The following is a 22,224-nucleotide window of genomic DNA, read 5'->3' as shown; positions in this document are numbered from 1 at the left end:
TAGATATGTTTTTGACAAGTGCCCAAAGCTGAAAGCCAAAAGCTCAAAACTTAAATTTTATCTGACGTAATAACTTAACTTACTCATTTTCTATCTAAACGCATTAATTTTAACAAATTTAAGACAATGAAACTTTGGGGTATTGATTTGGGCGGAACCAAAATCGAATGTGCTGTATTGGAGAGCAGCGAAAATATGAAGGTACTTATTCGTAAAAGGATTCCAACTGAGGCTGACAAAGGTTATGAGCATATTATTTCTCAAATCAAAAAATTAGTTGATTTGGTAGCTGACGAACTTGGTGAAAGACCGCAAAAAATTGGTTTTGCGACTCCAGGGGTTCTTGACCCAGCCACCCAAACTATGAAAAACTGTAACACGGTTTGTATGAATGGAAACCCCATGAACAAAGATTTGGAAGAGGCGTTGGGTATTTCGGTCAAACTTGCCAATGATGCCAACTGTTTTGCCTTAGCAGAGGCTTTGATGGGTGCTGGTAAAGATTATCCCGAGGCAGAGCTTGTATTTGGTGTAATTATGGGTACAGGTGTTGGTGGAGGCTTAGTCGTTCATGGCAAAGTAATCGGTGGGCAGCATGGTATTGGTGGCGAATGGGGTCATAATATCTTGGAAGAAGATGGAGACCCTTGCTATTGTGGAAAATCAGGTTGTGTCGAGAAAGTAATTGCAGGACCTGCTCTTGAAAAGTTTTATGCTACTAATGCAGGAACTCCCCTCAAGTTAAAAGAAATTTTAGAACGTCATGAAGCTGGTATCGATCCAGTTGCAACAGCCACAATAGAAAGACTTCTTGAATATTATGGTCGTGCTATTTCAACTTTAATCAATGTTTTAGACCCCAATCTTATTGTTATTGGAGGTGGCGTCGGAAATATTGATTTGTTATATACAGAAGGCTACGAGCGTATCAAGAAATATATTTTTAACGACAAAAAAATTACCACACCTATAGTAAAACCACTATTGGGTGATAGTGCAGGGGTATTTGGTGCTGCACTTTTGTAATTGTCAATAACTCGACGTGATATGTTAATTGTGTATCCGTTATTTGAAGGTATTCAAAATCAGAAATAGCCAAGCAGTTGTGCTACAGAAAGAGATATTGTCAATTCAATTTTACCTTTGATAGCCTTTATCCTTTAGTATAAAAATTAAAGTATCTTTCTTTGGAAACCATAGAATCATTTTATCAAATGCCCAAAGTTCTCTGCTGAAAGCCCAATTATGCCAATTAGATTAGCATTGTTGTATAATGATATAAAACAAAAAAGGGTTGGAATTTCTTCCAACCCTTTTTATATAACCAATGAAATTATTTACCGTTAGTCAACAATTGGAAGAATTGATCCAATTTAGGAGTTACGATAATTTCAGTTCTACGGTTCAACTTACGACCAGCAGAGTTTTCGTTAGTTTCTTTTGGCAAGTACTCCGAACGACCACCAGCAGTCATACGCTCAGGAGCTACGCTAAATTTAGTTTGCAACATACGAACAACAGAAGTAGCACGTTTTGCACTCAAATCCCAGTTATCTTTCACACAGTCAGTTGAGATAGGTACACTATCAGTGTGGCCTTCAACCAAGATGTCAAGTTCTTTGTGATCGTTTACAACTTTAGCTACTTTCTCTAACACAGCTTCTGCCTTAGCATTGATTTCTGATGAACCAGAACGGAACAACATTTTGTCAGAGATAGAGATATAAACAACACCTTTCTTCACTTCAACAGTTACATCCTCATCATTTACGTCAGCCAATGAACGTTTCAAGCTCATTACCAATGCCAAGTTGATAGAGTCTTTGCGTTGGATTGAAGAGTTCAAGTTTTGGATATATTTGCTTTGATCGTTCAAAGCATCCAAAGATTTCTTAATACTTTCAGCACCCGACTTACTAACAACTGACAAGTCAGACAAACGGTCTAACAAGTTTGTGTTAGTTTTCTTCAAGTAGTCTACTTGATCTTGCAAATCCTTCACTTGCTTAGTTTTTGCATTCAAATCCGTATCTTTTGATTGCAATTCAGCGCGCAAGTCACCTACTTTTTTATCGCAATCAGCAGCGTCAGATTTAATTTTTGCAAGAGCTTCGTCTCTGCTTTTTTCAAGTTCTACAAGCTTAGCCTGCGCCTCAGCAAACTTTTTCTTGCTAACGCAAGACGATACTAGAGGTAGTAGCGCAATAAAAAGAACTAATTTTTTCATGATAAAAATTGATGTTAATTGTACAAAAGCAATGCTTTTAAAGGTCGAATAAAGTTACAAAACGTTTTCTAAGTTTCTAACCATGTTTGACCTGCTTTTATTGTATTTTTAATTCTCAGACAAATTTCGGAAAAACTCAGCATAAATTGAAAAGCAATTGCACTTTTCAACTCACATTCTCGCTAAAACACTCATTTACAGGGGTATATTTTAATAATTTTCTAAGATTTGAATTTAACAGAATAAGAATTTGAGTTGAGCGTACGGTAGATTAAAAATACCTTAAATTTTTTCAATTACTCAATTATTAAGATTATCCGTACAAATCTGGCGTATTCAAACAATTGATATTCCCTATATTTCAATCTTTCTTTTACAAAACTAAAGAAGCCAAAATACTTAATTATAAGTATTTTGGCTTCTTTGATACAATATCGATAAAGAACCTATTAAGAGGTTCTTTTTATTTTAAAAGGATTTAATATATTTGTTAATTATGGTTTTCTGCACAAAAACCGTGATAACTGTTTTTTCGACTGCACATCGAACAAACAATCTTAGACTCAACTAGCACATCAATTTGGGCTGCACACCCAACTTCAATGCGCTAGCTGAGAATAGAATAATTTCTTAGAATACTAATTCAATGCGACCCTGCACGGTCTGCATTGAGCAGTTATTCAATGCAGTGTATTAGTTGCCCTTAAAACAAACTAATACCTGTAAAACATTTTGCCCACTCCTACTTATGACAAACTTATTGGTAAGCTTTGCTAGTCAAGGCTTGGGATATGGTGTACCTGCATGTACGCCTTCCCATTCGGACAAATATGTAACTATATTTGAAATAGCTGCAATAATCGTACCAAAAAAATTCGTACATTCTGCGATTATCACCACTTTTGTGCTAATAACATCATTGAGTGTTATTGGACAACGAATAGAGGCGCTGGGATGGAAAGCAACACCCGCTCAATCTACTCAATTTAGGAATGAAATTGGGAAAAATTCTTTAATCTTGAATCCTCAAGGTTTTTCGAACCATTTCAGTGCTTGGTTTGATTATCGTGTCACAAATGACAATGCGAATTATGCTGTAAGCCTTCAAGTTAGAACCTTATCAGACAACGCTGGTTTTAGCTATCAAGCCTATGATGTGTACGGAAAGCTCCTAACAGCCAAAGACGTTTTGTTTATAGAATCAAATAGTTCTTGGCAAAATTTATCATTTAATATAAAAGATTTACCTAGAGGTACGCATAATATCCGATTTGTAGCACATACGAATAATGCAGCTATGTCACTCGCCGAAATCAAAGTAGTTGCGCAAGAAAGAGCTTCTGCTCTGAGCCTCCATTTATACCCTAATCCAACAACAAATTTTGCAAAAGTAAATTTAAGCCCAGAGGTATCTGCTCGTGCTAACGAGCTAGCTGTGATTGGTATGGATGGCACTATTTATCAGCAAGAGGCTTTGGCTGAAAATCAAAACGAGATAACTATTTCTGTCGAAAACCTTCGCTCGGGTATGTATTTTGTTCGTGTTAATCAAAATGTAGGTAGTCCAGTAGTAGAAAAACTAGTAGTAAGACATGAATAAAAATTTACTAAAATAAAGGTCAAGAAGTATCAATCTCTTGGAACTTTGCCCCTAGGATAATTCCAAAAATTTTCATCAAAAAAGCGGTCGAAAAATATTTTCGACCGCTTTTTTTGAGGCTATCATGCAAGATTAACTTAGTTTGGGACGCAAGCATTGAGACGCAAGCATTGCGTCTCTACAGATGAATAAAAATTGTAGAATATTGACTAAGATAAAAGCAACAGAGAGTTTACATCAATAACCTGTGGCACCTATTGATTGTATCCTTGTATTCGTTAAGCTAAGTAAAGAGTCGTTATTCTAGTAACGGATACACTATTAACTGATAACTTCAGTTAATTAGCTATTATCGGCAAAAGCCCTTCTCTTCTGTATCGTTCTATTTCGAAAATCTGATATTGTAAAGGTTCGATGGCAGCATTTTCTGGTAAAAACTTTACTTTAGAATCGACTAAAAACTTACTTTTATCTCTTGAATAATTCGAAAATCCAACCCTCAACGCCAACAAAAAGGTCTTATACGAGTCTGGGAATAGACGATCTAGTATAAGACTATACACATCTAATTCCTTTGCGGCTTCGAGTCGAGCGGATGAAAAATTACTTCCCATCATAGTAGTCTCCAAAAACATCGTATCTGTGTGTTGAGAATTGGTATAAAATCCCAACCAACAATGATTGGGAGTTGTTACAATCAGTGGGTGGATGCCCATTCTATATAAGATGGAAGCAAAAAGGACTGTCCCATCTACACAATTAGCCTGTTGAGAAGCCAATGATTCGCTAGGTCTTCTTACAAATTGATGAATTACTAAAGGATATTTTTGTGCAGGTTCATTGTTTGAAGATACCAAAGAACTATATTTTACACCTCTTTGACGTAATACATTCCATACGGCAAATACTTGTCTAATCACTTCCATCCTATCATTGGTCTGATACCCTGTGATACTATTTACGATGCCTGTACGCATAATTTCGGGCATAAGCTGGTTTGTAATTACTGGATGATTTTCATTGACATAGGCCGCATACATAAAATTCATGTCATGAATAATTTTTTGTCGATGAATAAAAATAAATGGACAATCATTGATACTTCTTACCGTAATGATTTTGGTTTGCTTTTCTTTTAATACCCCATTCACATACACCAAGTAGTTCACATTTACAGGAAAAGGTTGAGTGACATTAGTCAAGACATCCCATTTATAGGCGATTTCCGGGAAAATTTGATATTTGCTACTTTTTCCATTTAGATATACAGAAAAAGAACTAGACTCCATAATTTTTGGACATTCTACCACTAGTTTCACATTGGCTGGGCCAAGTTTGAGATAAGTTATTTCAATCCCAAATTGCCCTTCGCTATCGCCAAAATAGGTTTTCTGGTCTTGTGGGGTATCATTATCTTTCAAATAATTCCGATTCACATTAGCGAGCACATAGGAAGGATAGAGTTTATCGTCCATTTCGACGATAGGCTTCCAAAAAACACCGTTACTGTCGTCAGCTTTTGAGGATTGTGCCGCAACTAGATTACTAAAAAAAAGAAGGTTGAATAAAATCAGTAGGGTATTTTTCATAGACTATACAGGTATGATTAGGAGAAAGCAAAATAGAGGTTTTTTAGGATAAAATCAATGCCAAAAAAAAGTGGTTGCCATATTCATGACAACCACTTTTTTTATGTATAACTCAGCGCTAAATTATGCCATAGAAGAATGCATAACTTCAGTTTGTTTTCTGATAGACTCCAAGTGAACAAGTTTGAATAATTCTTCCACAAATTCAGGGTACAAGCCTAAACCAGAAGCTTGTTTTGCACGATCAGCGTGTACTTGTTTCCAACGATCCAATTGTAACACAGCAACACTGTTATCACGTTTGTATTCGCCCAATTTTTCAACTACGGCCATACGAGCAGCCAAAACCTCCATCAACTCACGGTCGATATTGTCGATTTTAGCACGTAAACCAGCTAATTCGTCAGTAAACTCAACGCCGTAGTTAGCTTTACGAACCTCAAGCTCACGCAACATTTCGCCCAAAGCTTCAGGAGTCAACTGCTGAGAAGCATCAGACCAAGCTTTATCTGGATCACGGTGAGTTTCGATAATCATACCATCGTAGTTCAAGTCAAGAATACGTTGTGACAATTCCATCAACAACGAACGCTTACCAGCCATGTGCGACGGGTCACCAATCATTGGTAATTGTGGGAACAAACGTTTCATCTCAACGGCCATTTGCCACATTGGAGAGTTACGATATTTTGTTTCCTGAGCATTAGAGAAACCACGGTGAATTGCACCGATTTTCTTGATGCCAGCACCTTGTAAACGTTCAAAAGCACCAACCCAAAGCGCTAAGTCTGGGTTAACTGGGTTTTTCACTAATACAGGAACATCAACACCTTTCAACGCATCTGCTAAATCTTGTACGTTGAATGGGTTTACAGTTGTTCTTGCACCAATCCACAATACATCAACACCATATTTCAATGCTAACTCAATATGTTCAGGATTTGCTACTTCGATTGCTAATGGTAATCCAGTTTGTTTTTTTGCTTCAGCTAACCATTGTAAAGCTGGTTCTCCCATGCCTTCAAAACTACCTGGACGAGTACGTGGCTTCCATACACCTGCACGCATGATGTGTGCATAACCTTCCGCTTTGATTCGGTTGGCTGTTTCGAGTACTTGTTCTTCTGTTTCAGCAGAACAAGGACCTGCAATAATTAAGGGTTTGCCGTCAGTATTAATCCATTCCTGCATCGGCACTACGTCTAAATTTGCGTTCATTGGCAAACAGTATTAATTCAAGTAAAAAAATATAAATTTATACAATACATTTGGGTTTTTAAAAGTATCTCTCAACTTCAAAGATTACTGTTATCTTTGTTTTGATTTGACATTTTAGGAAGCCAGTAAACTTTATAATTCTCACACCAATAAGAACTTTAAAATCTAACTTAGCATAGGATAAATAAAAAAATCCTACCCCAATGTATTTTTGTATTATTCTAATATACTATATTTGCACGTTTTAATTAATTTTAAGCAATTAACACACTACTTAACAATGTGATACTAAGGGTTTTTAATTAAAACTTTTTTGAAAACTCCATCACCATCTAACAACCATATTAGTCGATATTTCGTCTTTGAACATGACTAAAACATCCATTTCACAACCGACGATGAAAGCCGATAAAATATCCTTTGAGGACACGTCTATCGCATTTTCAGACAAATCTGATTTACAATTAAAGAAGATGTATCTCATCTTTGCAAGTATGAATCAGAACTGGCTTGTAAAGTTAGGAACTTTTTTTATCAAACTGTTCATTTTTCTTCATTTTCCTATCAAAAAACTGATTAAATCTACGGTATTCGAACAGTTTTGTGGAGGCGAAACATTGCTTGAATGCAATAAGGCAATAGAAAATTTGGACAAAGCTAAGATTGGCACAATTTTGGACTATTCCGTGGAGGGAGAAGACAACGAATCTAGTTTTGAGCTTACAAGAGCAGAAATTATCAAAACCATTGAAAAGGCACAGAATAACGGTGCTATTCCGTTTGCGGTTTTCAAGGTAACGGGTATTGGTAGTACTGAATTACTGGAAAAAGTACAAAGTGAAACTCCATTGACTCCAGAAGAATCTTCTGCCTTTGAGAGAGTTCACCAAAGAATGTTTGACTTGTGTAACAAGGCCGCTGAACTAAATGTTCGCATTTTTGTAGATGCTGAGGAGTCTTGGATTCAAGATACAATAGATGCCCTAACTTATGACATGATGGAAAGATTCAATAAACAAGAATGTATTGTTTACAACACTTTCCAAATGTACCGTAAGGATATGCTCGAAAATTTGAAAAAAGCTACAGAAATCGCCAGAGAGAAGGGCTATTTACTTGGAGTGAAGCTGGTACGTGGTGCCTACATGGAAAAAGAGCGCCAGCGTGCGCATGAGGGTAACTATTGTGAGCCTGTACACGAAACTAAGGAAAATACAGATAAAGATTTTAACTTGGCGGTGGAATACGCTGTGGAAAATAGAGATGCGATTTCAATCTGTGTGGGTACTCACAATGAATACAGCTGTAAGTACCTAGCCAAATTGATGGAGCAACATAATATTTCAGCTACAGATAAACATTTTTACTTCGCACAATTATTGGGCATGTCTGATAATATTTCTTACAACTTGGCCAATGCGGGTTATAATGTAGCAAAATATGTTCCCTACGGACCAGTGGAGGCGGTAATGCCATACTTGTTCCGTCGTGCTGCCGAAAATACATCGGTGGCAGGCCAAGCAAGTCGTGAATTTACCTTGATTAAAAAAGAAATGATTCGTCGCAAAAAGTAAAAAACATACTTTACCAAAAGAATCCTAAAAACGCCACAGACTATTTTGTCGTCGTGGCGTTTTTATTTTGTACCTTTGCGTTTCAAAAACAAACTATTCGTTTGTTTATCCGTTTTATATATTAACTGCCACCTTGCTCATGGTCTTGTGAGAGTTTTGATGTGGCAAAATTCTAAACAAAATGTTTCGTTCCCCATACAAATATTTTTGGCTTACTTTTTTACTTATTGTCATCGACCAACTTATCAAGCTTGCAATCTATCACTTTTTGAAATACGAGGGCAACGAAGTACCTGTTATTGGCAACTTTTTTAAGCTTCATTATGTCTTAAACAAAGGTATGGCGTTTGGCATTACCCTTGATTTTCTTCCAAAAGGATACAGTAAAATTGTCCTAAGTCTTTTCAGAGTTTTTGCGATGGTAGGTATTGGATATTATCTCACCAAACTGGCAAAGAAAAATGCGCATGAAGGATTACTTTGGAGTATTGCAGCCATTTTGGGGGGAGCAATCGGAAACGTAATCGATAGTACTTTCTATGGTGTATTGCTTCATAACGCGCCTTACGACTCTCCTACCCCGTGGTTTCATGGCCAAGTAATTGACATGTTTTTCTTTGACTTTTATCAAGGCTGGATTCCAGAATGGGTGCCTATTTGGGGTGGAAGCTGGTATTCGACACCGATTTTCAATTTTGCAGATGCTGCAATCTTTTGTGGTGTTGTTGCTATCATGATTTGGCAAAACACGTTTTTTGCTTCTTTGGAACCTTCTCCTGCGCCCGTGGGTGCTTCGTCAGAGGTAGACCTAAATGCTGCCGACACCAATGAATCGATATCGACCCAAGAATAGCCTTAAATAGATAGAATATGAAAATAGAAATAATCATTGGCATCTTATGGATTGTATACGGAATTCTTCATTCTGTATTAGCCTCTAATGAAGTAAAGAATAAACTAAACTTTCCGTACTACAGATTGGCATATACAATTGTTTCGATTGTCCTGATTCTCCCTATCTTATATTTTCAAGTTACAATACCATCAGAGCTTCTGATGCCCTCTAGCACAGCCAATAACATCTTTGGTGGCTTGATGATTAGTTTGGGGATTTATATGCTCTTTATGTCATTCAAACAATATGATTTGAAAGCATTTTTAGGTATTCAAGCCGAAGCACCCGCCCAACTAATTACGGATGGAATTATGAGTGTGGTACGCCATCCTTTGTATTTGAGCACTTTGGTTATAGTTTGGGGTGTTTTTGGAATCACAAGTACCGCCAACAACCTTGCCATGGCATTAGCACTAACGGCTTATATTCGAATTGGAATCTATTTTGAAGAAAAAAAACTAGTTCAAATTTTTGGTAAAACTTATGAAAAATACCAAAAAGAAGTGCCTATGTTAATTCCAAAATTGTAGGAGATTATTTCAAAAATGAAGCTTATTCTTAAAATATCATTGCTGCTCAACATCTTGTTTGGAGCAGCTTTTTTTTGGATTTTATATCATTATACAGATAAAATCATGCAAAAGATTTCTACAGAAAATACGACCGTACTTCTGTTAGGCGATTCGATATTGGCACAAGAAAACTGGTGTAAATGGTTAGGAAGATTAGATATCAGTAATCAAGCTTATGGAGGAGCAATTACGCAACAAATCAGATGGAACATAGGACATGGATATCCTCAACATACAAAAGTGCTAATCTTAAATGGCGGAATCAATGATTTATTTTCGGGGGTTCCTGTTCAACGTATTCTTGAAAACTACCAAGTTTTTATTCAGCAAGCCCAAAGGCAATCAATTAAGGTAATCATCAATAGCTGCATATATACCGAAAATCAGGCTGAAATCAATCAGAAGGTAAAAGTGCTCAATGAAGGCATTCAAAAGCTCTGCAAGGAAGAACATGTACATTATTGTGATATAAATCAAAAGCTTAGCCAAGATGGATTTCTCTTGTCAGAATATAGCCTAGACGGAGTACATTTGAAAGCCAGTGCTTATCAGATTTGGTCAGAAATGTTAAAAGGTTTACTATGAATACAACAAAAAAGCCCAAGGAAATCTTGGGCTTTTTTACATTGAAACAATCAATGATTATTTTTTTGGAGCTGCTGGCGCCGCTGGAGCTGGAGTAGCCGTTACAGGCTTAGGCGTTACGCCCATTTTCTTCAATACCAAATCAGAGATGTTAGCATCGTCTGGAGCGTGCAATACGATTGGTGTTGTGCCTTGGCCTGCATCGTAGTTGAATACGTAAGTGTAAGCATTTTCTTTAGCTACAACGTGCATATTGTCTTCGATTTTTTTCAACAAAGGTTGCAACAACTGAGCTTGTTTCTTTTGCAAAGAAGTAGCTGATGACTGACGGAATTCTTCGATTTCATTTTGAAGGTTTTGTAAGATTTTCTCTTTATCAGCTTTAATTACCTCATTCATTGTTGATGCATTTTTCTCATATTCAGCATATTTCGCTTGAAAATCTTTGATTTTACCTTGCAACAAGTTTTCGTATTGAGTTTGCGTAGTTTTCAATTCAGCTTCTACTTGTTTTGCTTCTGGTAATTGGTTCAATACGTAATCTAAGCTAATGTAACCAATTTTTGTTTGTGCATTTACGTTAGAGGTAGCCAATGCCACAATAGCAAACAAGGCGATAAAAAATTTGTTCTTCATTTTTGTCATTTGGATTTGTTAATTAGTTTTTTTTGTTTGTTTTCGCTTTGGAGTTTCCTGCTGGTTCCTCTTTGGCATTGTTTTGTTCTTCTTTTTCTTTTTCCTTTAGCTGTTCAACCGAGATGCCCAATTCTTCCATCACATAATCAGTGTAATCATGGGTAGGGTTTGTATAAATCATCACTAGACTGTCTGAGGCTTTATCAAAGATAAAATCAAGTCTTTTTAGTTTAACGATTTTTTCGGTAGCTCTTACAATCTGGTCCAAAATAGGACGCATGATTTCTTGTTTTTTCTTAAAAAGCTCCCCATTTAGTCCAAACACTTTATTTTGGAGTTCTTTTACTTCTTTATCTTTTTCATTAATTGTACGGAGTCTTTGCTGGCGCATTTCCTCTGTAAGCAATACTTCTTCGGCACGGTAAGCTTTTTCAAGTTTGGCAACTTCCTCACTCTTTTCAGAAATCTCTTTAACCCATTTAGTTGTGAGTTTTTCAATGTCTTCCTGCGCCTTTTGATATTCAGGCATTTTGGAGGTAATGTACTCTGTATCGATATAGCCAATCTTTTGTCCAATGCTACTCAAACAAGCACTAAAGAAAACCAAAATTAGTAAAAAAATCTGCTTATTCACGTTGATAAGGGTTATTTAGTTAAAACTAAGGTGGGTTCTGTATGTGCTAATATCTAAGTAAAATAAGGTGCAACTACAGTTCCTGTTTTGCATTTGTTAAAACATTAACGATTACAGTATGAGTAATATTGAATTTTGAAATTGCTAAATACCTAGATTAACAAATGCTTAACAAATATATACTGATTTTGTCGAGTGTAAAATGACAAACCCAAAAACTCCTTTACAAAACAAGTGAAACTCGGCTTTAATAGCAATAAAGGGTAACAAGAACACGAGGCTCTTATTACCCTTTACAAAATGTCAAATAACTATCGGATTTGCTGACCAATTGAGAAAGTAAAGGCTTGGCGACCAAAATCTGACACACCAGGAACTTTATCAAACGCCCATCCGTAATCGATACCAATCATACCAAATGCAGGCATGAAGATACGAGCACCAAGTCCTGCCGATTTGTATAGCTTGAATGGATTATATTCTTGGTAGTTGGCAAAGTTGTTACCACCTTCAGCAAAAGCTAACAAGAAAATGGTAGCAGATGGATTAAGTGATACAGGATAGCGCATTTCCATTACAAACTTATTGTATGCCACACCACCATTTGGAACTGTACCCTGTGAACCTAAGATACGATCTTTATAACCTCTCAAACCAATAATATCGCGGCTAGCAATTGCAAAACCAGTCATCATACCCGAGCCACCTACGTCAAAACGCTCGAATACAGAAATATCTTTTTTCGGATTGTAACTTCCCAAGAACCCTAAGTGAGTACGCATGTGGAATACCAATTTGTTCGTAATAGCAGTAAACCAACTGGCATCAAACATCCATTTATGATATTCAATCAAGGTACTATTAACATTTCCACTAATCAATGAATAGGGAGGTGTTAAGGATGCAGTTAAGGAGAAACTAGACCCATATCGAGGGAAAGTTGGGTTATCAATACTGTTACGAGACAAGTTCGTTACAAAAGCAATCGACAATGATTTTCCTTCTGGGTATCCATAATAACTAGAACCTAAACCAGCAATGTCAATCAATGACAACGAAAGTGAGTTGCTCAATGAGAAATAGTCATCTGGCCATTTCAAGCGTTTTCCTAAACTGAACGACAAACTCGTACTGTTGAAGTGAGCATTATTTTGTGCATTTGTTGCACTATCTTGTTGTGCTGTTGTCAAAGTAGATGTCGTCGTTCCTGTACCGTATCCGTATCCATACCCATATCCATAGGCATAAGGATTCGACAAATAATTGTATTGCTGAATCTTATACGGGTACGAGATATTACGACTCAATGTTACCGAGAATGAGTTTGGTTTTTTACCACCTAACCAAGGCTCAGTAAATGACAATGAATAGTTTTGATAAGCAACACCATTCGCTTGGAAACGAACCGATAGCTTTTGGCCATCACCCGAAGGAAGTGGCTTCCACGATTCCCAATTACCGATGTTTTTGGCAGAGAAGTTATTGAAAGTTACCCCGAGAGTACCCACAAATCCAATATAACCGCCCCAACCACCAGACAATTCAATTTGGTCAGAAGGTTTTTCTTCTACGTTGTATTCAATATCTACCGTACCATCCGCTTTTGGAATTGGGTTTGGTGTAATCTTTTCAGGGTTGAAGTATCCAATCGTTGATAATTCACGTACTGTACGGATGATTGCAGATTTATTAAATTTCTGACCTGGTAATGTTCTAATCTCACGCATTACTACGTGGTCAGAGGTTTTTGTATTACCATTAACAATTACTTTATTGATGGTAGCTTGCTTACCCTCAGTAATACGGAAAGTGATATCGATAGAATCGCCAACAACGGCAGTTTCGACAGGCTCGCATTGGAAATACAAATAACCATTATCCATGTAAGCCGAACTAACATCTTCTTGAGGCTTACCATTTAGGCGTTTTTCCAAATCTTCGGTGTTGTAAATATCACCTTTTTTCACCCCTAAAATTTCAGTCAATACCGAATCTGGATAAATATAGTTGCCTTCCCAGAAAATATTGCGATAATGGTACTGGCGACCTTCCTCAATCTTGAATATTACCTTTACTGTTCTATCGCTGTCTTTGTAAACGGAGTCTTTCAAAATTTGAGCATCACGATATCCTTTTTTGTTGTAGTATTCAATCAACTTACCCTTATCCTCTTCAAATTTTTTAGGAACGTATTTGGATGGAGTAAAAATCCTCCAGAATTTTTTCTCTTTTGTACCCTTTAATTTGCGCTTTAGGGTACTTAATTTCATTTCTGATACCCCATCAAACTGGATTTTAGAGATTTTTACTTTATCTCCTTTTTTGATATAAATCTTCATGGTAGCATTATTACCACGAAGAGTATCCGTTCTCTCAGCAATCTTTATTCCCACATTCAAGAAACCTTTTTCCTGATAATGCTTTTTGATAGCCAATTCGATATTCTTTTTAACAGTTGCGGTAATAATCTTACCCTTATAGGTTTTTATTTTATCAGAAAGCGTTTCTTGCTCGCCCTTTCTAATACCATTGTATTCAATTCTAAAGAGACGAGGACGTTCTTTGAGGTGAATTACGAGCCAAATTTTATTACCTTCGATTTTAGCTGCTTGTACTTCAACCTCCTCAAGGATACCCTGATCCATTAATTTTTTAATGGCAGATGAAACAGCATCACCAGGTACTTTAATTTTATCACCTACACGAAGACCCGATAAGGTAATCATGGAGTTTCCGTCATAAAATTTAGAACCAGATACCACGATATCCGCAATTTCATACTCTTGAGGTGAAGCATAGTTAAGCTCTGTTTGAGCTGGTGCTGTTGGACGCCCCATACCACCAAACCTCAACTGAGCTTGTGTAATAAATGAAAGAAGGGTTAAGCAAAACAGAAAGGAATATTTCTTCATTGTATAGTTTTTGTTAGTCATAATTAGAGGTATGCTGTGTGTTTTCATACCTGTGGCTAACTATTCTGTGACACGCTCTTTGTTTTATATACTTTTTTTAATCTGTTCGGATGTTCGGCCAAATCTTCTTTCTCTTACCTGATAGTCGCTTATAGCAATATGTAAATGCTCGCGACGGAAATCAGGCCAGAAAAGATCTTCAAAGATGTATAATTCCGCATAAGCTAATTGCCAAAGCATAAAATTACTAATGCGGTGGTCACCACCTGTTCGGATCATCAAATCTGGGTTGGGGATACCTTTAGTATCAAGCGAAAGTTCGAAATTTGACTCATTAATATCGTCGAGGCTCAAAGTTCCTTCTTTTACTTGTTGTGCCAACTTTTTGGCAGCATTCACAATATCCCATTTTCCACTGTAGCTCAAAGCCAAAATCACGGTGAGTCCTGTATTTTTTTTGGTATCTTCGATGGCAGAAAGCAATTCTCGTCGAGAGTAATCAGGTAAAGCACTAGTATCTCCAATTGTATCCAAACGCACATTATTTTTGTGCATAGTTGGTACTTCTTCTTTGATAGTTTTTACTAGTAAATTCATCAGACCATCTACCTCTGCTTTGGGTCTGTTCCAATTTTCGGTAGAAAAAGCATAAAGTGTTAAGTATTTTACTCCTAATTCACCACAGCCCTCTATCACTTCCTTAACGGCTTTAAGCGCATTACGATGTCCAAAAATTCTATCCGTAAAGCCTTGCTGCTTAGCCCATCGGCCATTCCCGTCCATGATAACGGCTATGTGTTTTGGTAGATTGTTTCGGTCTAATTGTTCTTTCACTGATTTAACACTTTTTAACAAACAGTTGGATTAAAAAGGGCTCATTACACGCTGATTTGTCCGTTTTTGAACCAATTTGATGGTTTCCAAAAGCTTTCAATTCTCGCTCTATTCTTTCCTAAAATGCCCTAAAAGCCTCTAATTTACATATATCTATTAAGATTATTGCAAATTTAACGAAATAAAGCCCCTATTCAAAATGGCAACATGCTTATTGAGCATTCTATAGAGGATTAAAATACAAAAAGCGCTCACCGAACTTTACCTCGATGAACGCTCTAATTTTATTGGTAATATTTTTCTAATCTTCTGCTTGCTTGGTTTTTCCTTCTCGGTTTTACGGCTGTTGTACTAACCAAGCACTCAAACTTTTCATTAATTTGGAGGACAATATATTTTGATAAATTTAAAACTTAGAGTCAAGCTTGTATAATAGTACATATCTCTTTTTGAATAATCATTTTGCTGAGTTTTTGGTAAACTAGGGTCGTCTCCTCCGAGGTTATCCAAATAATCTGTGAATGTTTTTCGCGTGCCAAATTCAAAGTTTAAATCCCATGGTCCTTTGATATTGTATTTGATACCTACCCCAAATGGCAAAACAATTTGGTTCTGTTTATAATCTGCTGTAGGATTATCTCTTGGTGAAAACTTCATAAATCCAAGGCCTCCAAACACATAGGGTGTCCAATCTTTGTGATAGCGATTATATTGATAGTTAAAAAAATTGTACTCAGCAGTTACAGCCAATTCGTTGATAGTCGTCGAAAAAGTCTTGCCTCTCAATTGATTAAAGGGGTCGCTACTATTCTTGTCATCACCTGCAATGGTTCCCATTAATGCACTAGCACGGAACGACAAATCCTTTTTGAGATTATAGCGAAAAAAGATATTTCCACCAAGTTTTGCGGTGCCTATCTGTAAATCTGGGGAAATATCGCCTTTGTAGTTCATTGCCCCCACCCCTGCTCCGATTTCGATTTTTTGAGCCATCAATTGTGTTGATACCAAAACTGCTATTGCTAGTATCCACACATATACTTTCAAGTTGGTCATAAAATAATGGAAAAGTCGTTTTTTCTCGCGAACAAAAAAGTCAGGCATTAAATCCTGACTTTTAGGCTTGTAGAGTATGCTCGATTCTTTTGGAAATAAAAATGATTTCTAAATTTTTATAAATTCCTAACGAAGTGGAGGACACTTTATTTTAGTTGGGATATAATAAATCAGCTTGATGGTAGTAAGCATGTACGAATCCTTGTATTTGCTATTACCGCGGGCATCGGTTCTATCCGAGAAACCTGGTACCGACGCATAAGTAAATGGGTCTACTCCCGAACCTGGCGTATATACACCAATGGCTGTTAGATAATCAATCACCCCAGTTGTACGGTCTTTACCCGAATAGGCAGCGGTACGCTCCAAGGTACGATTTGCCATGGCCACCGACAAGGCGCTTTGTGTACCTAAATCGGCAGGGTCGGCATAGTTGCCACCCACATCGTCCAGATAGTCTGTCATCGTAAATCTATATCCAACTTCCAGCCCCAAGTCAAAGTTCTGGTTAAGTTTGTAACGAACCCCGATACCAATTGGCGCCGATACGCTAATTAACGAATAAGGTTGAGCGTATCCTGGCAAACCCTGTCCTTCGGTATGCAAAGGCTGTAAACGAACCCATTCGCTTTGGTCTGGAAATAGCGTTCTGTCAGGTTTGGCTACTGGGTCATGAGCAAAAACCGCAACCCCACCAAAAATATAAGGCACTACAGCTGCACGCCGAGGCGAGCCTTTGGCAGTTCTCACAAAATCGTATTGGCCTACTATCGAAAATTCTTTGATATCGTTACGAAAATGGAGATTTCTCATAAAATTTGCTTCATAACCAGCCACGCCCTCCATGTAGTTATCATCGCCAAAAATTCTTGCCCAGGTTAAACCAAACCTCAAACCAAATTGTGGTGACAACTGACGAGTAAAATTGAATGAGGCATTCCAACGAGCACCATTCATGGTAGATTGCAAAAAGCGATTATAAGGTGATAATTCTCCATAGTAGTGAGACGAACCTACACCGATACTCACTGACGAAAAAGCTTCAAAGGTTTTCCTTTTTTTAGGTTGGTCTTTGCTTCCAAACAAGTTTGAAAACTTAAACTGAGCATGACTTTCATGGAAACTAAGCGCACCTAACATCAAGAAAACTACTAGTGCAATATTTTTTTTCATAAGTCGGTTCTATATACTTCGGGTTTGAAAGCGTGTTATTTCGTGATTGTTAAGGTAAATATATGTTAATAAACGTTAATATTTCTCTTTTGGTATGAGTTTGAAACGTTAATTGATATTTGAAATATGCTAATTTCGAATATCTAGTCCCCAATTTAATTTACTTCGCAAGGTATTCAAAAAATTGGTATTGGAGAGTTTTACTAAATTGGCCTTAAATTTTTCTCTTTCCATTCTGATTTTCACATTTCCATCCACGACTTTGGATCTTGCATCAAGTGAAATTAAGTAATTCGCACTCCTACTTTCGACTTCAAAATCTAAGATTGATTCGGTCGTAACTACTAATGGACGTACATTCAGGTTATGAGGACTCATAGGTGCAATAACAAAAATATCGGATGTTGGCATCACCAAAGGCCCTCCAACGCTTAGGTTATAGCCCGTCGAGCCTGTTGCTGTGGCAATAATTAGGCCATCTGCCCAGTAGGCGTTTAGATATTCACCATTAAGATAGGCTTTCACAACAATCATCGATGAAGTATCGGTTTTCATAATACCCAATTCATTCAGTCCAAAATTTAGCCCATCAAAAATATCCACTGGCTGTCCATTGATTTGAGTGCTTATGCTCACCAAGGTACGCTTATCAAGACTATAGTTTTCTTTGAGCAACTCATCCAAACTTTCTTGAATCTTATCTGGAGATATAGTAGCCAAAAATCCCAATCTTCCGGTATTAATTCCGAGAATAGGCGTCTCATTGCTTCCTACGTGCGTAACTGCGTCGAGAAGTGTACCATCGCCACCCAAACTAAATACAAACTGTGCATCGGCTAAGTCTTTCTGAGAAGTATAAATGGCGGTTGAACGATATACAACTCCTTTTTCTTGGAGAAATTGATGATATGATTCCGATATTTGTAAAGATATCCCTTTGGCTTCGAGGGTATCAAACATGCTTTGCACAAATGGCTTTACGGAATCGTTGAAGTTACGCCCATGAATGGCTATTTTCATTCTACTAAAAATCTTTAATGCTTTAAATCAAATAAAAAGGGGATTCTTATCAAAATCGCATGAGAAGAATATGTGAATATCTTTTAGAACAAAAAAAGAGATTCATTTTGGAAAAGGCAAATTTAAGACTTGAATTTGCAAGAAATAATAAAACCCATAAGATTTAACAAATTCTTATGGGTTTTTAAGTTTTTACAAATCAAGATACTTCATCAGCATATCAAAGCGCTCCTTATCTGGAGTCACTATGGGCTCGAAGGCATAAGCACCAATAATATGATAATCAAATCGTTCGAGGGTGGCCACAACCGGAGATATGTCCCTTCTATTTAGCTTCAGTGTCAAAATATCTCTATAATGAGACAATTCGTCGCCACTGGTGTAGTAGCTACTAATCACTTTGGTGTCGTTGGCCTCGATAAGTCGACTAATTTCTGATAACGAATAATCTCGATTCTCAATAGCGATTTCGATGATTGCTCCGAGTTCTTGAGAGCCTAACTTTTTGGTTAACTCATTCAGCAACTCGTTGATGAGGATAGTTCCAACAAAACGCTGTTCATGGTCAAGAACAGCAATTACCTCTAAGTCGTATTTTTGCGATTGTGCTAAAACCTCGTAAAGGTGTTGGTGATCCAACACAAAAACTTCTGGACATTCGGGTTGTAAGGCAACTATTGGGAGCGATTCGTTCGCGTCCATTAAGATATCCTGACTTATCAATCCACGATATTCGCTATCTTCTACAATGGCCAGTTGCCCAACCTTATAATCCTCCATCCACCCCAATGCATCTCCAACTGTATCATTGGATTTCAGAATAGGTAAAACATGATTTATTATATCTTTTGCAAGCATTGTAATAAAGTGGTAAGTTGTTTTGAATAGAAAACTCCAAAACTAGGTTCTTATTGTTTTCTATTTTTTTAAAATTAATGATTAAATGGCAACTTCCCAATTTGATAAGTCAAATATTTGCTTGCTAGCAGGCCAATTCTAATTGTGTGATTGGTGTTTTTTCTAACCAAGTACTCAATATTCTATTAAACTCTTCAGGTCGTTCCATCATCGGAGCATGACAGCATTTATCTATAAAGTGAAGCTCAGAATTTTCGATAAGTCGATTAAATTCATGCCCTACTTGTGGCGGAGTAATGGTATCGTTGAGGCCCCAAACCAACAAAGTTGGTACTTTGATATTAACAACTTCTTTGGCCATATTGTTTCTTTGGGCCGATTTTGCAATAGCAATAATACGAATTACCTTCTGCGCACTATTAGTAATATCAAAAACTTCATCGATTAGTTCCTTAGTGGCTGTTTGAGGCTCATAAAATGTGTACTCTACGCGCTCTTTAATGTATTCGTAGCTGCCACGTTTTGGATAAGAGCCACCCATTCCATTCTCAAACAATCCAGAGCTGCCCGTGAGTACCAATCTCTTAACTTTAGTAGGGTTGTTCAAAGTGAAAATCAATCCTACATGACCACCAAGCGAATTCCCCAAGACGGTCAGATTATCAAGTCCCTTCCAAGCAACAAAGCCCTCTATAAATTCGGTAAGCCCTTCGCAGCCAGCCTTTGTGATGGGCATGGTATAAATTGGCATCATCGGGATGATAACACGGTAGTCTTTTTTAAAACCTTCAATTACGCCTTCCCAGTTGCTCAAAGCACCAAAAAGACCGTGTAACAACATCAAGGTTTCTCCTTGACCTTCATCAATATATTTATAGCCGTTTTCTTCGTGAATCTGGTAGCTCATATCTTTTGAGGTTTTATTGTTGATCAAATTTTGCAGTCATTAATTCAATCAAATAACGTTGATTAGTTTTTGGATAAATTCAATATTTTTCTGAATAATTACTAGTAAAAAATATCCTACAAAAAACATAGACTATCTGATAGTTTTCTAGTTTATTTTCTTCTTCAAAATATACACAAAATCGAATCTTAATGATTTACCAAAATGGTTTTGTTCAATTTTAGACCTGATTTATCTCTATGCAAAATAACAAAAAATATCTAAAATAATCCTAGTTTTTACCTAAAGGGTTCAAAAAAGTTTTAATAAAAATGAATAACAAATAGTCATTTTATTTTATAAATCATTAAAATACAGTCAATTAACACAAAACTCCAAATAATGTTGATTTTATTCATTTTATAAAAAATTAATAATTAAGTATTTTATTCTTAAAATCAAAAAAATCTTATATATAAAAATAATACAATTTTCCTTTATTTTGTCATACGACAGGATTATTGCTCCAAAAGCAGATTTTTGTCAGTAGGTTTTATTTTGTTTAACTTTTCTTAAACAAAATGAATAAATTCGTACTTTAACTTTGTATACAGATAAAAAATCAGGATAAATGGTACTAATTATTGGAGCAGGAATAGCAGGTTTGACTTGTTCTGCCAACCTGTATTCGAAGGGCGTCGAAGTGCTCATCGTTGAGGCATCTGATGGAGTTGGTGGGCGTGTAAGAACAGATGTAAAAAATGGATTTTTATTAGATAGAGGTTTTCAGATTCTGCTGACAGCCTATCCCGAAGCTCAAGAAATTTTAAATTTTGCTACCTTAGATTTAAAAGCATTTCAATCAGGCGCTTTAATCAAAGCAACTGAGGGTTTTGAAACACTTTCAAATCCGTTTGAAAACCCCAATCAGATTTTTCAAACGGTTTTTTCATCGGTTGGCTCACTTGCCGATAAACTACGTATTTTGAGGCTTATTTGGGATACCCAAAACTTAGATGAAGAAATTATGACTTTGCCTTCTGAAAGTACATTAGATTTTTTAGGAAACTATGGATTTTCGGAAAAGTTCATTCATCAATTTTTCATGCCGTTTTTTGGTGGAGTATTTCTCGAAAATGAATTAAAAACCTCTGCTTCATTTTTTAAATATATCTTCGGTAAATTTTATGAAGGACAAGCGGTGATTCCGTCGGGTGGTATGCAAAAAATTGCTGAGCAAATAGCCCAAAAACTACCTGCCAATACAATCCGACTTAATTCGAAAGTTATTCAGATTGATGCAAACAAGGCGATTTTATCAAATGGCACAAGTATACCTTTTGATAAATTAGTGGTGGCAACAGATAGTTTCCAGGCATCTAAATTACTTAATCGACCTGCGCCATCAAGCTATAACAGTACAACCTGTACTTATTTTGCTGCGTCAAAATCGCCTCTTGATAAACCAATGCTGGCTTTGAATCCAGATAGAAGTGGATTGATTCATAATATGTGTGTACCAAGTGATATTGCCCCACAATATGCTCCAGAAGGTAAATCACTTATTTCTATATCAACCCAAAACGCGCCAAAACTTTCTGATAGCGATTGGGAAAATACGCTAAGAAAAGAACTAATAGGCTGGTTTGGTGAAGAAGCCAGGTCGTGGGAGTTTCTGAAAAAATATGAAATCAAAGAATCACTCAATCCATTTCCAGCGGGTAGCGTATATAACCCTAACTTTGAGGTTTCAAAACATGTTTACCAATGCGGAGATTGGACTTGCTATCCTTCGCTCAACGGAGCCATGTTGTCTGGAAGAAAAGTAGCAGAATTGATTGTAGATTCAGTAAAAAGGTAAGAAAGTAGGCTGTGGGCTGTAGGCTATAAGCTGTGGGCTGTAGGCTATAAGCTGTAGGCAAAAGGTCTTTATCATTTCATAAAAAAGTACTTTT

General features: G+C 36.7%; 19 protein-coding genes. 7 read left to right on the top strand and 12 right to left on the bottom strand.

Features of this window, described 5'->3' with window-relative positions; genetic code table 11:
* Nucleotides 1-126: 126 nt before the first annotated feature.
* Nucleotides 127-1,026: an ROK family protein gene (locus ACOVQ4_RS23275; RefSeq protein WP_421822978.1), complete on the top strand. Its 900-nt coding sequence runs from the start codon at nt 127-129 to the stop codon at nt 1,024-1,026.
* A 307-nt stretch (nt 1,027-1,333) separates the two neighbouring features.
* On the opposite strand, the gene ACOVQ4_RS23270 is transcribed toward ACOVQ4_RS23275, so the two are convergent.
* Nucleotides 1,334-2,227 carry an OmpA family protein gene (locus tag ACOVQ4_RS23270; RefSeq protein ID WP_421822977.1) on the bottom strand — a complete coding sequence of 298 codons (894 nt, stop codon included), beginning with the start codon at nt 2,225-2,227 and terminating at the stop codon, nt 1,334-1,336.
* 748 nt (nt 2,228-2,975) lie between these two features.
* Here ACOVQ4_RS23270 and ACOVQ4_RS23265 point away from each other — a divergent pair.
* The gene (locus ACOVQ4_RS23265) at nt 2,976-3,827 is read left to right on the top strand and encodes a T9SS type A sorting domain-containing protein (RefSeq protein WP_421822976.1); all 852 of its coding nucleotides are present in this window, start codon (nt 2,976-2,978) and stop codon (nt 3,825-3,827) included.
* Between the two features lie 338 nt (nt 3,828-4,165).
* On the opposite strand, the gene ACOVQ4_RS23260 is transcribed toward ACOVQ4_RS23265, so the two are convergent.
* Together ACOVQ4_RS23260 and ACOVQ4_RS23255 are read right to left on the bottom strand one after the other, a co-directional pair.
* Nucleotides 4,166-5,416, bottom strand: a complete 1,251-nt coding sequence (locus ACOVQ4_RS23260; protein WP_421822975.1) for a hypothetical protein — start codon at nt 5,414-5,416, stop codon at nt 4,166-4,168.
* 123 nt (nt 5,417-5,539) lie between these two features.
* On the bottom strand, nt 5,540-6,634 hold the full coding sequence (locus ACOVQ4_RS23255; RefSeq protein WP_421822974.1) for a chorismate mutase: 1,095 nt from the start codon (nt 6,632-6,634) through the stop codon (nt 5,540-5,542).
* Nucleotides 6,635-7,002: 368 nt separating this feature from the next.
* Here ACOVQ4_RS23255 and ACOVQ4_RS23250 point away from each other — a divergent pair, with 368 nt between their 5' ends.
* The 4 genes from ACOVQ4_RS23250 (at nt 7,003) to ACOVQ4_RS23235 (ending at nt 10,260) form a co-directional block, all read left to right on the top strand.
* Nucleotides 7,003-8,208 carry a proline dehydrogenase family protein gene (locus ACOVQ4_RS23250; protein WP_421822973.1) on the top strand — a complete coding sequence of 402 codons (1,206 nt, stop codon included), beginning with the start codon at nt 7,003-7,005 and terminating at the stop codon, nt 8,206-8,208.
* Between the two features lie 181 nt (nt 8,209-8,389).
* On the top strand, nt 8,390-9,061 hold the full coding sequence (locus tag ACOVQ4_RS23245; protein ID WP_421822972.1) for a lipoprotein signal peptidase: 672 nt from the start codon (nt 8,390-8,392) through the stop codon (nt 9,059-9,061).
* 17 nt (nt 9,062-9,078) lie between these two features.
* Nucleotides 9,079-9,633, top strand: a complete 555-nt coding sequence (locus ACOVQ4_RS23240; protein ID WP_421822971.1) for a methyltransferase family protein — start codon at nt 9,079-9,081, stop codon at nt 9,631-9,633.
* A gap of 105 nt (nt 9,634-9,738) precedes the next feature.
* Nucleotides 9,739-10,260 (top strand): SGNH/GDSL hydrolase family protein, encoded by a 522-nt coding sequence (locus ACOVQ4_RS23235; protein ID WP_421822970.1) that lies wholly within the window; start codon nt 9,739-9,741, stop codon nt 10,258-10,260.
* Between the two features lie 57 nt (nt 10,261-10,317).
* On the opposite strand, the gene ACOVQ4_RS23230 is transcribed toward ACOVQ4_RS23235, so the two are convergent.
* The 9 genes from ACOVQ4_RS23230 to ACOVQ4_RS23190 form a co-directional block, all read right to left on the bottom strand.
* The gene (locus ACOVQ4_RS23230; protein WP_421822969.1) at nt 10,318-10,896 is read right to left on the bottom strand and encodes an OmpH family outer membrane protein; all 579 of its coding nucleotides are present in this window, start codon (nt 10,894-10,896) and stop codon (nt 10,318-10,320) included.
* A gap of 22 nt (nt 10,897-10,918) precedes the next feature.
* Nucleotides 10,919-11,530, bottom strand: coding sequence for an OmpH family outer membrane protein (locus tag ACOVQ4_RS23225; protein ID WP_421822968.1), 612 nt, complete (start codon nt 11,528-11,530; stop codon nt 10,919-10,921).
* A 311-nt stretch (nt 11,531-11,841) separates the two neighbouring features.
* Nucleotides 11,842-14,442: an outer membrane protein assembly factor BamA gene (bamA, locus tag ACOVQ4_RS23220; protein WP_421822967.1), complete on the bottom strand. Its 2,601-nt coding sequence runs from the start codon at nt 14,440-14,442 to the stop codon at nt 11,842-11,844.
* Between the two features lie 84 nt (nt 14,443-14,526).
* A complete protein-coding gene (locus tag ACOVQ4_RS23215) occupies nt 14,527-15,276 on the bottom strand; it encodes an isoprenyl transferase (RefSeq protein WP_421822966.1) in 750 nt (249 codons plus the stop codon).
* 375 nt (nt 15,277-15,651) lie between these two features.
* On the bottom strand, nt 15,652-16,380 hold the full coding sequence (locus ACOVQ4_RS23210; RefSeq protein ID WP_421822965.1) for a DUF6089 family protein: 729 nt from the start codon (nt 16,378-16,380) through the stop codon (nt 15,652-15,654).
* Between the two features lie 78 nt (nt 16,381-16,458).
* Nucleotides 16,459-17,505, bottom strand: a complete 1,047-nt coding sequence (locus ACOVQ4_RS23205) for a DUF6089 family protein (protein ID WP_421822964.1) — start codon at nt 17,503-17,505, stop codon at nt 16,459-16,461.
* 129 nt (nt 17,506-17,634) lie between these two features.
* Nucleotides 17,635-18,525, bottom strand: coding sequence for an NAD kinase (locus tag ACOVQ4_RS23200; RefSeq protein WP_421822963.1), 891 nt, complete (start codon nt 18,523-18,525; stop codon nt 17,635-17,637).
* Between the two features lie 192 nt (nt 18,526-18,717).
* A complete protein-coding gene (locus tag ACOVQ4_RS23195; protein WP_421822962.1) occupies nt 18,718-19,383 on the bottom strand; it encodes a CBS domain-containing protein in 666 nt (221 codons plus the stop codon).
* A 124-nt stretch (nt 19,384-19,507) separates the two neighbouring features.
* Complete coding sequence (locus ACOVQ4_RS23190) at nt 19,508-20,290, bottom strand: alpha/beta fold hydrolase (RefSeq protein ID WP_421822961.1); 783 nt, start codon at nt 20,288-20,290, stop codon at nt 19,508-19,510.
* Between the two features lie 610 nt (nt 20,291-20,900).
* On the opposite strand from ACOVQ4_RS23190, the gene ACOVQ4_RS23185 reads away from it, so the two are divergent.
* Nucleotides 20,901-22,130: an NAD(P)/FAD-dependent oxidoreductase gene (locus tag ACOVQ4_RS23185; RefSeq protein ID WP_421822960.1), complete on the top strand. Its 1,230-nt coding sequence runs from the start codon at nt 20,901-20,903 to the stop codon at nt 22,128-22,130.
* Nucleotides 22,131-22,224: the final 94 nt, after the last annotated feature.

Origin of the sequence: Flectobacillus sp. (genome assembly GCF_049240685.1) — a bacterium.
Taxonomy (GTDB): domain Bacteria; phylum Bacteroidota; class Bacteroidia; order Cytophagales; family Spirosomataceae; genus Flectobacillus.
This window is presented reverse-complemented; position numbering and strand designations above follow the sequence as displayed.